Genomic DNA, 15,331 nt, shown 5'->3' on the forward strand with positions numbered 1-15,331 from the left:
AAATACGATGTTATTTAAAATATTAAAATTTTTCTTAAAGACTTTATTCCACGTCAAAATTCATGGTAATCTTGACAATTTAAAACAAAACAAGCTTCTTATTACACCTAACCATGTATCTTTTCTTGATGGTATTTTAATTGGTGTGTTTTTACCAATAAGACCCGTCTTTGCTATTTATGCAGGTTATATAAATCACTGGTTAGTCCGCTATGCAAAGCGTTACGTTGATTTTGTGCCAATGGATCCACTTAGCCCAATGGCAATCAAGCGATTAGTACGCCAAGTTGAAAAAGGTCGCCCGATAGTTATCTTTCCCGAAGGAAGAATTACTGTCACTGGGTCATTAATGAAAATTTATGATGGTGCTGCTTTTGTTGCAGCTCGTTCTCAAGCAACGATAGTGCCTGTCTGGATTGAAGGAGCTGAATTTACACTAACCAGCCGTTTAAAAGGGCTATTTAAGCGCCGTTTATTTCCTAAAATAACGATTCATGTACTTGAACCAACTTCTATTGCTATGCCTGATGCACCGAAGGCTAGCGAAAAACGTTATATTGCAGGAGAGAAACTTCATCAAATCATGATGAATGCCCGTATGGCAAGTCGCCCAAAATTAACGTTATTTGAAGCGCTACTTGAGGCCCAAGTTCGTTATGGTATTAAATCACGTATGGTGCAAGACCCCACAACTCACGAAGCATCTTATCGTAATTTGTTAAAACAAATCATAGGTATTAGCTGCATTATTACTAAAATTACCCAGAAAAAAGAACGTGTTGGCGTTTTATTACCTAACGCAACTATTACTGTTGCAACAATTTTTGGCTTATCGGTTAAAAATCGAATTCCAGCAATGCTCAATTATACCGCTGGCACCAAAGGGTTAATTTGTGCAATTACTGCGGCCGAAATCAAAACTATCATTACTTCACGCAAATTTATTCGCAAAGGAAAACTTGATTATCTCCTTGATGAAATAAAAGGTGTTAAATGGTGCTTCCTTGAAGATTTACGCCAAACTTTAACCCTTAAAGACAAACTTTATGTTTTAGTTCATCACTATATCCCACGCTTAGTTAAACATTCTCAAACAAGTGATGATGAAGCCCTAGTATTGTTTACATCTGGATCAGAAGGTAATCCTAAAGGTGTTGTTCATAGCCATGCTAGCTTGCTTGCTAATGTTGAACAAATCCGAACAGTTATTGATCCAACGCCTGCTGATCGTTTTATGTCTGCACTACCTCTATTCCATGCTTTTGGTATTACTGCTGGGTTATTTCTACCGTTGTTTTCTGGTAGCCGTACATTTTTATATCCAAATCCATTACATTATCGTATGGTGCCTGAAATTATTTATGACCAGAATTGTACCGTTTTATTTGGCACACCAACGTTCTTAGCAAACTATGCTCGTTACGCTCACCCATATGATTTTATGCGTTTACGTTATGTTGTTGCTGGAGCAGAAAAATTATCAGACGCAGTACGAGAACAGTGGAAAGATAAATATGGAATCCGTATTTTAGAGGGCTATGGCGTTACTGAATGCGCACCAGTTGTATCGCTGAATGTACCAATGGCATTTAAAACAGGTACCGTCGGGCGCTTATTGCCGGGTATGAGCTCAAGATTAATTCACGTTCCAGGCATTAGTGATGGCGGTAAATTGCAAGTTAAAGGCCCTAATGTGATGAAAGGCTATTTACGAGTTGAAAACCCTGGTGTACTTGAAGAGCCAATTGCAGTCGATGAACATGGGGAGTCTAAAAAAGGTTGGTATGATACTGGTGATATTGTTGCTATCGATAATGATGGATTTATCAAAATTAAAGGACGCTTAAAACGGTTTGCCAAAATTGCGGGCGAAATGGTTTCACTAGAAAGTGTTGAGACTTTAGCAAAAAAAATTGACCCTGATGCAATGCACGGTGCGACAGTGAAAGCAGATGTTGCCAAAGGTGAAGCGATAGTTCTATTTACTACCTCGACAAAATTAGATCGAGAGCTACTTAATCAAGCAGCTAAAGAACTTGGTATACCAGCATTAGCTATTCCTCGTGATATTCGTGTGGTTAAAGAGTTACCCCTACTAGGTACAGGTAAAATTGATTTTATTGCCTTACGAAAGATGGCTGAAGAATAAGCTAAAGGGTGTTACATGAAACAACATTCACTATTAAATAAAGGCATGGTTGCTACCATGCTGGCACAATTTTTTTCAGCATTTGCTGATAATGCAATTTTTTTTGCTATTCTTGCTTTTATTAAAAAGTTGCACTACCCAGAATGGAGCCAATCGGTATTACAAATTAGTTTTGTGGTACCGTTTATCATCCTTTCGCCGTTTGTTGGGCAATTTGCTGACAGCATACCAAAAGGCAAGGCCATGATGATTTCAAATAGCATAAAATTACTCGGTACCGCTTGTATTTGCTTAAACATCAGCCCCTTTGTCGGCTATTTTTTAGTTGGTATTGGTGCTGCCGCATACTCTCCAGCTAAATATGGAATTTTAGGCGAGCTTACCTCGGGCGATAATTTGATTAAAGCAAATGGGTTAATTGAAGCATCAACCATTGCCGCCATTTTACTAGGTTCACTAGCTGGTGGACATATTGCCGATCTTAATGTAAGCGCATCTTTACTTATTTGCGTACTACTATATGGGCTTGCGGTTATTGCTAACTTTTTTATTCCTAAATTACCTGTCGCACGACAAAATACTTCATGGAAACCCAATAGTATGGTAAAGGATTTTGCTAACACAGTTAAAATCATCTTTACGAATAAACTTCTTTCATTGACATTATTAGGCACTAGTCTGTTTTGGGGAGCGGGTGTTACTTTACGGTTTTTGTTGATTAGTTGGGTTCCTGCTGTTTTAAATATTCATGATAATGCAACACCAACAAATCTCAATGCGATTGTTGCTATCGGCATTGTTATTGGTGCAGGATTAGCAAGTACATTTATATCAATTAACAACACGTTACGTTGCATCCCTGCGGGTATCATGATGGGAATTGCTGTAATCGCTTTTACATTACAAAGTAATATAATTTCATCTTATATTTTGCTTATTGCCATTGGCGCGCTAGGCGGCCTGTTTTTAGTACCATTAAACGCTTTTATTCAGAAAATAGGTAAAGGATTAGTGGGAGCTGGCAGTGTAATTTCTGTGCAGAATTTAATTGAGTATACCTCAATGATGGTCATGTTAGGGGGTTATACATTAGCAGTTGCGCTGAATTTGTCCGTTATTGCTATAGGTGTTGGCTTTGGTAGCTTATTTGCTATCGTAATATTTTTGTTATGGTTAAGGTTAAGAAAGCATGCAACAAATTAATCTTTTAGGAATGGTAACCGAAAGTCGCAATCCAAACAGTGAAAATATTGATAGCTGTTCAACGCTTGAAATACTTAAAATTATAAATAATGAAGATAAGCAAGTAGCACTAGCAGTTGAAAAAGAACTCGCCAATATTAGCTTAGCTGTTGATGCAATTAGTCAAGCTTTTTTAAATCAAGGCCGATTAATTTATATCGGTGCTGGCACTTCAGGACGATTAGGCATTTTAGATGCAAGTGAATGCCCACCGACATACGGCACATCGCCAGAACAAGTCATTGGATTAATCGCTGGTGGTCAGCCGGCTATTCTTAAGGCAGTTGAAAATGCTGAAGATAACCCTGAGTTGGCAACTAATGATCTTAAAAAAATTAATTTTAATTCAAACGACATTTTAGTTGGCATTGCTGCTAGTGGGCGCACACCTTATGTAATAGGTGGTATGCAATATGCTAAATTAATCGGCTCAACAGTGATTGGTTTATGTTGTAATCCAAAATCCCCAATGATTAATTTAGCCGATATCGCCATTACACCAATTGTTGGTGCAGAAGTAATTACTGGCTCATCAAGAATGAAGGCTGGTACGGCACAAAAATTAGTTCTCAATATGTTAACAACAGCAAGCATGATAAAACAAGGTAAAGTTTATGGAAACTTAATGGTTGATGTTGAGGCAACTAATGCCAAACTTATTGAACGACAAATATCCATTGTTATGCAAGCCACCGATTGCAGTCGAGAAAAAGCCATTGTCACATTAACCGAGAGTAACAGGCATTGTAAAACCGCTATTTTGATGATTCTTTCGGGGTTAAATGCAGAGCAAGCGAAGAAAAAACTAACCCAAGCCCATGGTTTTATTCGCCAAGCCCTACAAACAACCTAACCTTGCATTGATGAACAGTAAGAAATTTAAGTTTTCTCTCAAAATGTGATGAGCACATATGTCTTAAATTATTTTGTGGTGTAAACTAACCCAATATTTTCATTATATAGACTTTTATATTATGTCATTAATATAAAATTTGGAGGAAAATTTATGGTTGGAATTATCCTAGCAACTCATGGTGAGTTTGCAGAAGGTATTTTACAATCAGGATCGATGATATTTGGTGAGCAAGATAATGTTAAAGCCGTTACCTTGCACCCAAGTGATAGTCCTGAAAGTTTAAAAGAAAGGATGCTTGAAGCAATAGCAACATTTGATAATCAAAGTGAAGTGCTGTTTTTAGTAGATTTATGGGGTGGAACGCCATTTAATCAAGCCAACAATTTATGTGGAGAACATGATAATTGGACTATTGTGGCGGGTTTAAACTTACCAATGTTAATTGAAGCCTATTCTTCCCGTTTTTCAATGGAAACAGCCAAAGAAATCGCTACCGCAATTATTGAACCAAGTAAAGAAGGCGTTCGAACAACTGTCAAAATACAAGAGCAAACCGCTACCAATGCGAAGACTGCAAATACGATTCCTGAAGGAACAGTAATTGGTGAGGGTAAAATGAAAATCGTTTTAGCTCGGGTTGATTCGCGCCTATTACATGGGCAAGTTGCAACAGCATGGACAAAATCAACCAATCCTAACCGTATTATTGTTGTTTCTGATTCAGTTGCAAAAGATGAATTAAGAAAAAAACTTATTCAAGAAGCAGCACCTCCTGGCGTTAAAGCAAATGTTGTGCCAATTAGAAAGATCATCGAAGTAGCACACGATCCGCGTTTTGGTAATACCAAAGCATTACTTTTATTTGAAAATCCACAAGATGTACTTCGAACCATAGACGGCGGTGTTGATATTGATACTCTTAATATTGGTTCAATGGCGCATTCGGTGGGCAAAGTCATGGTTAATAAAGTATTGTCAATGAATGCTGACGATGTTGATACATTTGAAAAATTAAAAGCTAAAAACGTGAAATTTGATGTTCGCAAAGTCCCCAATGATTCTAACAGTAATATGGACGAATTATTGCAAAAAGCGAAAGCAGAATTAGCTAAGCAAAAGAATTAGTTTATTTAAGAGGTTATATTATGACATTATCCATTATTGCTATCATTTTAGTGATAGTTATTGCCTTTTTAGCTGGTATGGAAGGTATTTTAGATCAGTTTCAATTTCATCAACCGTTAGTGGCTTGCTCTTTGATTGGTCTTGTCACAGGGAATTTAGAGGCTGGTATTGTGCTGGGAGGCTCATTACAGATGATTGCTTTGGGTTGGGCCAATATCGGGGCAGCGGTAGCACCTGATGCAGCATTGGCAGCCGTTGCTTCATCGATTATTTTAGTGTTAGGCGGGCAAGGTGTCGCTGGTGTATCTACTGCTATAGCCGTTGCTATCCCACTTGCAGTAGCCGGTTTATTCTTAACTATGATTGTACGAACAATTGCCGTTCCTTTAGTGCATATGATGGATGCTGCAGCAACTGAAGGCAATATTCGAAAAATTGAATGGTTACAAATTTTAGGTATTTGTTTACAAGGTTTACGTATCGCTATACCTGCTGCGGCTTTATTATTCATCCCAGCAGAAACTGTTAGGGCGACATTAAATGCAATGCCTGAATGGTTAACAACGGGTATGGCCATTGGTGGTGGTATGGTTGTTGCTGTCGGCTATGCAATGGTGATTAATATGATGGCTAATCGTGAAGTATGGCCTTTTTTCATTATCGGGTTTGTCGTTGCTGCGATATCGCAATTAACACTAATTGCACTTGGTGCTTTAGGCTTCGCATTAGCATTGATTTATCTTAATCTTTCAGAACGAGGCAATTCATCAAATGGTGGTAGCAAAGGTGATCCACTTGATGATATTTTAAATGATTACTAGGCACTGGAGAAAAATATGACAAATAGAATTCAATTAAGTAAGAAAGATCGTTTAGCCGTTGCTTGGCGTTCAACTTTTCTCCAAGGATCTTGGAATTACGAACGGATGCAAAATGGTGGTTGGGTGTATTCCATGATCCCCGCTATAAAAAAATTATATTCAACTAAAGAAGATCGTGCTGCAGCACTTAAACGGCACTTGGAGTTTTTTAATACACACCCTTATTTAGCTTCTCCAGTTCTTGGAGTAACGCTTGCTCTTGAAGAAGAAAGAGCCAATGGTGCAGCGGTTGATGATGTAGCCATTCAAGGGGTTAAAGTGGGTATGATGGGACCATTAGCCGGCGTAGGTGATCCTGTATTTTGGTTTACCGTAAGACCAATGCTAGGTGCGCTTGGTGCCTCGCTTGCGTTAAGCGGTAATATCATGGGACCTATTTTATTCTTCTTACTCTGGAATATTATTCGTTGGAGCTTTATGTGGTATACACAAGAATTTGGTTATAGAACGGGTTCGAAAATTACCGATAATTTATCAGGCGGGTTACTACAAAAAATTACTAAAAGCGCATCTATTTTAGGCATGTTTGTGCTTGCTGCATTAGTGCAACGATGGGTATCAATAAAATTCCAACCAATTGTATCTATCGTCAAACTAGACAAGGGTGCATTTATTGATTGGAATACATTACCAATCGGTGCAGAAGGTATTCAAAAAGCGTTACTTCAAATGCAAAGCGGATTATCGCTAACTCAAGAAAAGATTACTACTTTACAAAATAACTTAGATCAGTTGATACCGGGATTAGTTCCTTTACTGTTGACCTTCTTTTGTATGTGGTTATTACGTAAAAAAATATCGCCAATTATCATCATTATGGGCTTATTTATAGTGGGTATTATTGGTCATGTCATTGGCCTTTTATAAGCATATAAATTAGCTAAAATAGTCAAGAAAATATAAACCGTTAGAATAAAATTATATTTTTTATTAAATATCCTTTTTATCACCTTAAGTGGTAAAAAGGATGGCCTTATTAGTGTGCGAAAAATGGATATCCAAAAATGGTTCAGTCCTTAAATACTAAAATAGACTTAACGATTAAAGCCACTTGTTTTACTGGATTTACCGAATATGGCAATATAATAGTTGGTGACAAAGCTTTTGAATTCTATCATCAACATGACCCACGTAAATATATCCAAATCCCTTGGGATGAGGTTGATTATGTCGTCGCATCGGTGCTATTTGGTGGAAAATGGATACCACGCTATTCAGTTGAAACGAAGAAAAATGGTACTTTTACCTTTGCATCTAAAGAGCCTAAAAAAGTGCTAAGAGCGATCCGTGGTTATGTTGACGGGCAGAAGATGGTTCGTTCACTTGGTTTTTTTGATGTTTTAAAACGCGCTTTATTTCATAAAAAATAGTGGCGACAGATGATAAATGCGTGTAAATAGCCCCTAAAAAAAGTATACTTTTTTGTAATAATTACTAATTTTGGCTTAATGTAAATGAATGGTAATTAGTATTATTTTATCTACTCTTTTCTCATTTTGCTTTAGTCTTGCATATTCCCCCACCCACCGTCAATAAAGAGTCATTGCACTTTTTGCTAGAAAGGGTATAATTCTGGGGCTTTGATTTTGTCCATGTTGGACAGAAAAAAGATTATTTTTTTAATTTAAGAGGATGTTATGGTAACTATTCGTTTAGCTCGTGGTGGCTCTAAAAAGCGCCCTTTTTATCAAGTAGTTGTCACTGATAGCCGTAACCCACGTGATGGTCGTTTTATTGAGCGCGTTGGCTTTTTTAATCCAATTGCACAAGGTAAAGCAGAAGAATTACGTTTAGATCTTGATCGCGTAAATCATTGGGTTGGTTTAGGTGCAACTGTTTCTGATCGTGTGAATGCACTGATTAAACAAGCACAAAAAGCTGCTTAATTTAGTAATTAATAGTCACTGTAATGATGAATACTGAGAATCTTATTGTTGTTGGTAAACTTGGTTCAAGCTACGGCATTCGCGGATGGCTCAGAATTTTTTCGTTTACAGAATTACCAGATAGCATTTTTGATTACACTCCTTGGTATATCCAGCGAGCCGGACAATGGCAAGAAGTCATTGTGGAAAGCTTCAAACCACATAATCATGATATGATTGTGAAACTCAAAGGTATTGATGATCGTGATCAAGCTAATGCATTAACCAATATTGAAGTGTTTGTTGATGCAGAAAAATTACCAGCGCTTAATAATGGTGATTTTTATTGGAAAGATCTCATTGGCTGTCGAGTGAAAACAGTTAACGGTTACGATTTAGGTCAGGTTACTGATTTAATGGAAACTGGCTCTAATGATGTGTTGGTGGTAAAAGCAAATCTAAAAGATGCATTTGGTACAACAGAACGTTTAATTCCTTTTGTTGATGATCAATTTATAAAACAAGTTGATTTAGTAACAAAAATGATTGTGGTCGATTGGGATCCTGCTTTTTAATTGGTAAGGTAAGACTATGTGGATTGGCGTAATTAGCCTTTTTCCCGAAATGTTTCAAGCTATTACCTGTTATGGTGTAACTGGTCGAGCCGTTAAAAACGGGCTGTTAACAGTAGAATATTGGAACCCGCGCGATTTTGCGTATGATAAGCATAAGACTGTTGATGACAGACCTTATGGTGGTGGTCCTGGCATGTTAATGATGGTGCAACCACTTAGGGATGCAATTCATGCAGCAAAGGCTGTTGCTGGTAACGATACAAAAGTAATTTATCTTTCCCCACAAGGGCGCAAATTAAACCAACAAGGTGTTTGCGAATTGTCCCAAAGCCAAAAGTTAATTTTGATTTGTGGGCGATATGAAGGTATAGATGAACGTGTTATCCAAACTGAAATTGATGAAGAATGGTCAATTGGGGATTACGTGTTAAGTGGTGGTGAATTACCAGCGATGACTATGATTGATGCATTAGCAAGATTTATACCTGGCGTGCTAAATCACCAATCATCGGCAGAAGAAGACTCTTTTGCTAACGGTTTACTTGACTGCCCACACTATACTCGACCTGAGGTGTTAGATGGAATGGCGGTGCCTGACGTGTTAATGTCTGGTCACCATGAAGCGATTCGTCGCTGGCGATTAAAACAATCACTAGGACGAACTTGGTTAAGAAGAAAAGATCTTCTTGCAAATCTAGCTCTGACTGATGAAGAGCAATGTTTACTCACTGAATTCCAACGAGAATACAGTGACAAACAAGGCAATTAATGTTTCAGTATAACTAGTAAGAGATAATATTATGAAAAATGCAATTATTCAGCAATTAGAACAAGAACAAATGAAGAAAGACATCCCGTCGTTTCGCCCTGGTGACACGGTTGAAGTAAAAGTATGGGTTGTTGAAGGTAATAAAAAACGTCTTCAAGCTTACGAAGGTGTTGTCATTGGAATTCGTAATCGCGGTTTACACTCAGCATTTACGGTACGTAAAATTTCGAATGGCGAAGGTGTTGAACGAGTATTCCAAACTCACTCACCAATTGTTGATTCAATTACTGTGAAACGTCGTGGTCAAGTGCGTCAAGCTAAACTTTACTACTTACGCGAACTTCGTGGTAAAGCAGCTCGTATTAAAGAGCGCCTTAACTAATTTTTGTTGATTATCAATAAAAATATCGGATTAAGATGGTCACCTTTGTGGTGACCGTTTTTGTATATAATGAAAATAATTTCAATCCAACAATAACTAGTTGGCAAAATTAAAGCAATTTTTTAAATAAAGTAAAAGGTAGTGCAATGGTTGATTATATTTTTGCGATTCTCTCAACAACAGTAAAATTGTTTGCATTAATGACACCACCTGCCGTTTTGAGCGCATTTCTAAGTGGTACAAAGCAATATGATGAACAGCTTAGGAGAAAAATAGCACTAAAAACTTCATGTGCAGTATTTATTATCGGTATTGTACTATTCTTTTTTGGCAATACCATGTTTAGCGTTTTTGGATTTACCCTTGATGCATTTCGAATTGGTTCGGGGGCATTACTGTTTATCACTGCGGTATCACTAATGAACGATTCGCCAGAAAAAAACAAAATCAATAGCGATGATGATATCAGTGTTGTTCCACTAGCCATTCCACTATGTATGGGTCCGGCATCTATTGGTACTATCATTGTGATGGGCACTAGCTCAATTGGCGTTGTACCGAATTTGATTGGTGCAATTTCGTTGCTTGTTGCCTCAATGGGTATTTATATTATGTTATTGTGCGCTAAAAGCATTGCAAAAGTATTAAAAAATACTGGAATTGCGATATTATCAAAGCTAACGGGATTACTCATATCAGCTATTGCTGCACAGGTCGTTTTTACAGGTATATCTGCCTTTTTAAAATGAACATTTATTTTAAATTTCTGAATAGCATGCATAATAACAATATTACGATGCAAAAATAGGATTTACGCAATCAATATTCATCTGCTAATAAGCCGCTTACATAAAATGGCTTAATTTTCACTAAACACCAATAGTCTGTAATCACTAACAATAATAAATCTTGTACTAGTGATTACATAGCTTTGCAATATATAATCAATTATGGCTCATTGTAATATTTATTTTTTTATAGAAAAAATAAGAAATTAGAATGATTGCAATTAAAATTATTTCAGATAATAAAATAAAATGACCTGACTCACCAAACCAAACGCCAACAATAATCACAACATTAACGATGATAGAAATACCAGCCAGCCAAGGAAATAGCGGTGATTTAAATTTTATCATTTCTTTTGAATATTTGCCGCTATTTACACCCTTACGAAATTGATACTGACACCAAGCAATGATAATCCACGCAAAACAACCAACCTGCCCTGTTCCTGCGACTAAATAAAGATATAATTTTTCAGCAGCAATATATTTCGAAAATAGCGAAACTAACGCAATAATAGCAATAAATAATATCCCTTTTGTGGGCACACCTCGTTGATTAACTACTGAAAAGTATTTTGGTGCTAAGTTATCTTGCGCCATAGACCATAACATTCTTGAACTAGCATAAATAGCTGAATTTGCGGCCGATATTGCTGCACAAAAAATGACAAAAAGCATCATATAAGAAGCAAATTTAATCCCTGCTTGGTTAAATACCCATACAAATGGGCTAATTTCAGAATGCACTGTCCCATACGAATAAACTAGAGCTAATACAGCAATAGCTAGAATATAAAATAGAATAATACGGAAAGCCACACCGGCAATTAAATATCCCACCATCTTTTGGCCAACCAGTAGAAAGTTCACCACAAATCATCGCTAATGGAAAAAACAAACAAAATGCAGCAAGTAACCAAAGCACCATTGCTGATGCCCATAGGGAGTAACATTTGGAATTTGACGTAAACTGAATATCGCAATAACATATCATAAATACAATGTCTTTAATACCAAGTAAACCTGAATCTTTAGAATCACTCATAATAACCTCACATTGTAATATCTGGAGCAATAAATGCCCCAGATAATTGATGGTTAGTATATGTCGTATCCAACCATATCTTCGTAAGTATCTTCACGACGAATTAATCTATCTTTGCCGTCTTTATCGATCATGACAACCAATGTGCGAGGACGATTGTTATAGACTGTTTGGCTTTCAATGGTATAAGCACCAGCATCCAAGAAAGCAACAATATCACCAACTTGCGTGTCTTTTGGCATTAAGAACTCTTCACCTTTCACGCCAATATGGTAATAGTCGCCACCATCACATAAAGGTCCTGCTAGCTTAATGTATTCGTCATGTGCTTCATTGATTTTTGAAGCATTATAAACATAGAAGAACCAATCAAAATGCTGACTATCAGATAAAACGCTATAGCCTGTATCAACAAATTTCCATTCAATATGCTCTTCAATGTTGCCGTCTAAATCGTAATTGGTTTTATGTTTTTCACAGGCAACTTCAGTTACAAGTACTCCCGCTGAACCAGTTACTTTACGACTAGGTTCAATACAGATTTCAACATCAGTACGCCATTTGTGTACTTCACTAATTACCGCGTCAGCAAAGTCTTGAGCAGTAATCCCTGCATACATATTATCTTGCAATGGATTGCCGTTTTCTTCGTCATACTTATATGGAACAGGAATACCGCCTCCAACGTTGATTAAATCAAATTTAATACCAAGTACTTCTTCTAAACGGGAGTTTCATCAACTAATACTTTTGTTGCTTTTGCAAAAGGTTCTGCTTCAGGTACTTGATCCCCAACATGCATATGCAAACCACGTAAATGAACATATGGCATTTCGAGAATTCGTCGGCAAGCTTCTTCTGCTTGTTCTAAATCAATATCTTATTTGGCATGATAAGCTGTAACCAATTCTGCATGGGTTGCTGACGGCACATTAAGCTCAACGCACGCGCACACATTTGCCACTTTTTTCAAGTGCCTCGAAATTTCATCAATTATATCAAGTTCGTATAAGCTATCTACGTTAATAATATACAGATCATTTTGGATAGCAAACTCTAAATCTACCGTTTTTTTAATCACTCCATTGAACACTAAAGAGTTTAAATTAAATTTGACTAAATTTAGCAAATAATCCAAACATTAAAAGGTACTAATATCATGAACATTGATCCTGAATTATTACAATCATTGGAAATATTTAAACATTTTTTTGATTTAATCCATCAGTTGATAGCTATTATCGATAAAAAAGGCAATTATATTTATTATAATCAGGAAAGCGCAGAACTGGATGGCTACCCTAAGGAACAAGCGATTGGCAAACCAATGCTTGAGGTTTATCCTAATTTAAAAAAAGAAGATAGTACTATGTTGCAAGCTTTGCAACTTGGTAAAGAATATCAAGATAACTACCAAACTTATTATAACCATGTTGGTAAGTTGGTTGATTACTTGCATACAACTGTTCCGCTTTATAATAATAAATAAGAAATCATTGGCGCCATTGAGATAGGCCGAAACTTATCAATGGTTAGACATTTGCAAGATCAAGTTTTTAAATTACATAGTAAGTTATACCACAATGAAGAATAACCCTTACCCGATATTGTTTTTGTTTCGGAAAAAATGCAGAAAGTGATTGACCAAACCAATATTTTAGGACGCAATCATGTCCCTGTACTAATTGTAGGTGAAACAGGAACAGGTAAAGAACTGTTTGCTCGCTTAATACACCAGACAAGTCAACGCCGTGACAAAGCTTTCATCTCGCTTAATTGTGGTGCACTACCGACTACACTGATCGAAAGTACTTTATTTGGTACTGTAAAAGGGGCATTTACGGGTGCTGAAAACCGTCAAGGTTACTTAGAACTCGCTAACGGCGGTACATTGTTTCTTGACGAATTAAACGCGATGCCGCTTGAAATGCAAAGCAAATTATTACGATTTCTTCAAGAAAAAACCTATTGGCAATTAGGTGGTAATAAAGAAATGCATTCTGATGTTCGTATTGTTGCTGCCATGAATGAATCACCAACAGAACTATTAAAAACGGGAAAAATAAGAGGCGATCTATTTTATCGATTAAACGTTGGTTTAATTAAACTTCCTGCTTTGCGAGACCGAACAGAAGATATTCCCGTTTTAGCTCGTTATTTTATTGATAAACATAAAAACGATGTAAATATAGTCATTAGTGGTATCAGTAAACAAGCACTACAACAATTAATGTCAGCACATTGGCCTGGTAATGTGCGTATGCTTGAAAATGCCATTGTCAGAAGCATGGTATTACAAAACAAATCAGGTGAATTACAGCATATTACCCTTGATGAAGAACTATTTGAGCTTAATAAACCACAGTCTGAAGATGATAATACAAATAAGCACAATGAAACAGTTGCTCAAACATATCCTAATGGAGGTAACTTAGCCGAACAAGTTGAAAACTTTGAACGGTAACTGATTATTGACGCATTGAATCAAGCTAATGGCAAAATTATAACGGCGGCAAAGCGCTTAAATATTTCACGTACAACATTACAATATAAAGTCAAAAAGTATCATATTCATATGGGGGTAATTGATGCTTAATTTTAAGCATCAAAAACGATCAATTAAACGCCTGAGCACATGCAAATGCACTACTCCATGCCCATTGGAAATTATAACCTCCGAGCCACCCCGAAACATCAACCACCTCACCAATAAAATAGAGGTTAGGAAGTGTTTTAACCGCCATAGTTTTGGAGGATAACGCATCAGTGCTTATACCACCCAGTGTTACTTCGGCAGTACGATAACCTTCTGTTCCATTTGGAGTAATTTTCCAGTGTGTTAGATTGTAATAAAGTTGCTGCTGTTGCCTAGGAGTAAGCTGTTTCACCGTTAAATCGTCCATTAAATTTAATTGTATTAATGCTTCAATAAGCCTTTTCGGTAAAATCTGTGCTAAGCAATTTTTTATAGTTTGATTACGATTTTGTGCTAATAATGGTTTAAACGATGATTCAAATGCTAATTCAGGTAATAAATTAATAGTGATTGATTCACCAGCTTGCCAATAACTTGACAATTGTAAAATCGCTGGTCCAGAAAGCCCTCGGTGAGTAAATAATAAATTTTCTTTGAAGCTGATTCGTTCATTAGATACTTCAACTGGTACCGCAATACCAGACAAGGTTGATAACACATCAAGTAAAGGTTTATGCAATGTAAACGGAACAAGTCCAGCTTTCACAGGCACAACTGGGATGGCAAATTTTTCAGCAATTTTATAACCTATTGAAGTCATACCGAGAGCTGGCATAGATAAACCACCAGTTGCAATAATAAGATTGTCACTATCAATCATACCTTGAGAGGTACGTAATTTAAATCTTTGCCCATCACTATCAATATCTTCAACTTGGGTCTGCATCATAAACTTAACATGCCCTTTTTGACACTCTTTTAATAACATATCAACAATATCTTGCGCTGAATTATCGCAAAATAATTGTCCATGCTCTTTTTCGTGATAGGCAATATAATATTGATTCACCAATTGAATAAAATCCCACTGGGTAAATCGTTTTAAAGCCGATTTGCAAAAATGCGGATTGTCAGAAATATAATTACTCGGTTCAATCGACAAGTTAGTAAAGTTACAT

General features: G+C 36.7%; 13 protein-coding genes and 5 pseudogenes. 14 read left to right on the forward strand and 4 right to left on the reverse strand.

Annotation, left to right across the window (positions count from 1 at the left end):
• The first annotated feature begins 7 nt into the window (after positions 1–7).
• The 13 genes and pseudogenes from aas to A9G30_RS00620 all read left to right on the forward strand — a co-directional run bounded on the left by aas (position 8) and on the right by A9G30_RS00620 (position 10,593).
• On the forward strand, positions 8–2,149 hold the full coding sequence (aas, locus tag A9G30_RS00565; RefSeq protein WP_065587730.1) for a bifunctional acyl-ACP--phospholipid O-acyltransferase/long-chain-fatty-acid--ACP ligase: 2,142 nt from the start codon (positions 8–10) through the stop codon (positions 2,147–2,149).
• Between the two features lie 15 nt (positions 2,150–2,164).
• Positions 2,165–3,352: a lysophospholipid transporter LplT gene (gene lplT / locus A9G30_RS00570; RefSeq protein ID WP_065587731.1), complete on the forward strand. Its 1,188-nt coding sequence runs from the start codon at positions 2,165–2,167 to the stop codon at positions 3,350–3,352.
• Positions 3,339–4,244 (forward strand): N-acetylmuramic acid 6-phosphate etherase, encoded by a 906-nt coding sequence (murQ, locus tag A9G30_RS00575; RefSeq protein WP_065582338.1) that lies wholly within the window; start codon positions 3,339–3,341, stop codon positions 4,242–4,244. The genes lplT and murQ overlap by 14 nt, the downstream gene beginning before the upstream one ends.
• 153 nt (positions 4,245–4,397) lie before the next feature.
• A pseudogene (locus A9G30_RS13445) lies at positions 4,398–4,773 on the forward strand (PTS sugar transporter subunit IIA); the annotation flags it as partial.
• 56 nt (positions 4,774–4,829) lie between these two features.
• Positions 4,830–5,372: pseudogene (locus A9G30_RS13450) on the forward strand (PTS system mannose/fructose/N-acetylgalactosamine-transporter subunit IIB); the annotation flags it as partial.
• 20 nt (positions 5,373–5,392) lie between these two features.
• Positions 5,393–6,193: a PTS mannose/fructose/sorbose transporter subunit IIC gene (locus A9G30_RS00585; protein ID WP_065580682.1), complete on the forward strand. Its 801-nt coding sequence runs from the start codon at positions 5,393–5,395 to the stop codon at positions 6,191–6,193.
• A gap of 15 nt (positions 6,194–6,208) precedes the next feature.
• Positions 6,209–7,120 carry a PTS system mannose/fructose/sorbose family transporter subunit IID gene (locus A9G30_RS00590; protein WP_065587733.1) on the forward strand — a complete coding sequence of 304 codons (912 nt, stop codon included), beginning with the start codon at positions 6,209–6,211 and terminating at the stop codon, positions 7,118–7,120.
• A gap of 137 nt (positions 7,121–7,257) precedes the next feature.
• On the forward strand, positions 7,258–7,623 hold the full coding sequence (locus tag A9G30_RS00595; RefSeq protein ID WP_065587734.1) for a DUF956 family protein: 366 nt from the start codon (positions 7,258–7,260) through the stop codon (positions 7,621–7,623).
• A gap of 267 nt (positions 7,624–7,890) precedes the next feature.
• Positions 7,891–8,139, forward strand: coding sequence for a 30S ribosomal protein S16 (gene rpsP / locus A9G30_RS00600; protein ID WP_034900786.1), 249 nt, complete (start codon positions 7,891–7,893; stop codon positions 8,137–8,139).
• A gap of 23 nt (positions 8,140–8,162) precedes the next feature.
• Positions 8,163–8,693, forward strand: a complete 531-nt coding sequence (gene rimM / locus A9G30_RS00605) for a ribosome maturation factor RimM (RefSeq protein WP_065566336.1) — start codon at positions 8,163–8,165, stop codon at positions 8,691–8,693.
• 16 nt (positions 8,694–8,709) lie between these two features.
• Positions 8,710–9,462 carry a tRNA (guanosine(37)-N1)-methyltransferase TrmD gene (gene trmD / locus A9G30_RS00610; protein WP_065582333.1) on the forward strand — a complete coding sequence of 251 codons (753 nt, stop codon included), beginning with the start codon at positions 8,710–8,712 and terminating at the stop codon, positions 9,460–9,462.
• A gap of 31 nt (positions 9,463–9,493) precedes the next feature.
• Positions 9,494–9,844 (forward strand): 50S ribosomal protein L19, encoded by a 351-nt coding sequence (rplS, locus tag A9G30_RS00615; protein WP_034913735.1) that lies wholly within the window; start codon positions 9,494–9,496, stop codon positions 9,842–9,844.
• A gap of 146 nt (positions 9,845–9,990) precedes the next feature.
• Complete coding sequence (locus tag A9G30_RS00620) at positions 9,991–10,593, forward strand: MarC family protein (RefSeq protein WP_065566334.1); 603 nt, start codon at positions 9,991–9,993, stop codon at positions 10,591–10,593.
• 195 nt (positions 10,594–10,788) lie between these two features.
• Here A9G30_RS00620 and A9G30_RS00625 read toward each other — a convergent pair whose 3' ends face one another.
• The 3 genes and pseudogenes from A9G30_RS00625 to A9G30_RS13460 form a co-directional block, all read right to left on the reverse strand.
• Positions 10,789–11,475, reverse strand: a complete 687-nt coding sequence (locus A9G30_RS00625) for an amino acid permease (protein ID WP_065587735.1) — start codon at positions 11,473–11,475, stop codon at positions 10,789–10,791.
• Positions 11,462–11,677, reverse strand: a pseudogene (locus tag A9G30_RS13455) (APC family permease); the annotation flags it as partial. The pseudogene A9G30_RS13455 and the gene A9G30_RS00625, both read right to left, overlap by 14 nt.
• Positions 11,678–11,730: 53 nt before the next feature.
• Positions 11,731–12,773, reverse strand: a pseudogene (locus A9G30_RS13460) (diaminopimelate decarboxylase family protein); the annotation flags it as partial.
• Positions 12,774–12,836: 63 nt separating this feature from the next.
• On the opposite strand from A9G30_RS13460, the pseudogene A9G30_RS13465 reads away from it, so the two are divergent.
• Positions 12,837–14,273 (forward strand): annotated as a pseudogene (locus tag A9G30_RS13465) (sigma-54 interaction domain-containing protein).
• A gap of 19 nt (positions 14,274–14,292) precedes the next feature.
• On the opposite strand, the gene A9G30_RS00640 reads toward A9G30_RS13465, so the two are convergent.
• Positions 14,293–15,331, reverse strand: a 1,039-nt coding sequence (locus A9G30_RS00640) for an NAD(P)/FAD-dependent oxidoreductase (protein WP_081295520.1), incomplete at its 5' end; no start/stop codon positions are given.

This window comes from Gilliamella sp. Fer4-1, from assembly GCF_001690515.1.
Taxonomy (GTDB): Bacteria; Pseudomonadota; Gammaproteobacteria; order Enterobacterales; family Orbaceae; genus Gilliamella; species Gilliamella apicola_C.

Coding starts and splice junctions, on each gene's coding strand:
- aas (WP_065587730.1), top strand. CDS start 8: ATGTTATTTAAAATATTAAAATTTTTCTTAAAGACTTTATTCCACGTC.
- lplT (WP_065587731.1), top strand. CDS start 2,165: ATGAAACAACATTCACTATTAAATAAAGGCATGGTTGCTACCATGCTG.
- murQ (WP_065582338.1), top strand. CDS start 3,339: ATGCAACAAATTAATCTTTTAGGAATGGTAACCGAAAGTCGCAATCCA.
- A9G30_RS00585 (WP_065580682.1), top strand. CDS start 5,393: ATGACATTATCCATTATTGCTATCATTTTAGTGATAGTTATTGCCTTT.
- A9G30_RS00590 (WP_065587733.1), top strand. CDS start 6,209: ATGACAAATAGAATTCAATTAAGTAAGAAAGATCGTTTAGCCGTTGCT.
- A9G30_RS00595 (WP_065587734.1), top strand. CDS start 7,258: ATGGTTCAGTCCTTAAATACTAAAATAGACTTAACGATTAAAGCCACT.
- rpsP (WP_034900786.1), top strand. CDS start 7,891: ATGGTAACTATTCGTTTAGCTCGTGGTGGCTCTAAAAAGCGCCCTTTT.
- rimM (WP_065566336.1), top strand. CDS start 8,163: ATGATGAATACTGAGAATCTTATTGTTGTTGGTAAACTTGGTTCAAGC.
- trmD (WP_065582333.1), top strand. CDS start 8,710: ATGTGGATTGGCGTAATTAGCCTTTTTCCCGAAATGTTTCAAGCTATT.
- rplS (WP_034913735.1), top strand. CDS start 9,494: ATGAAAAATGCAATTATTCAGCAATTAGAACAAGAACAAATGAAGAAA.
- A9G30_RS00620 (WP_065566334.1), top strand. CDS start 9,991: ATGGTTGATTATATTTTTGCGATTCTCTCAACAACAGTAAAATTGTTT.
- A9G30_RS00625 (WP_065587735.1), bottom strand. CDS start 11,475: ATGGTGGGATATTTAATTGCCGGTGTGGCTTTCCGTATTATTCTATTT.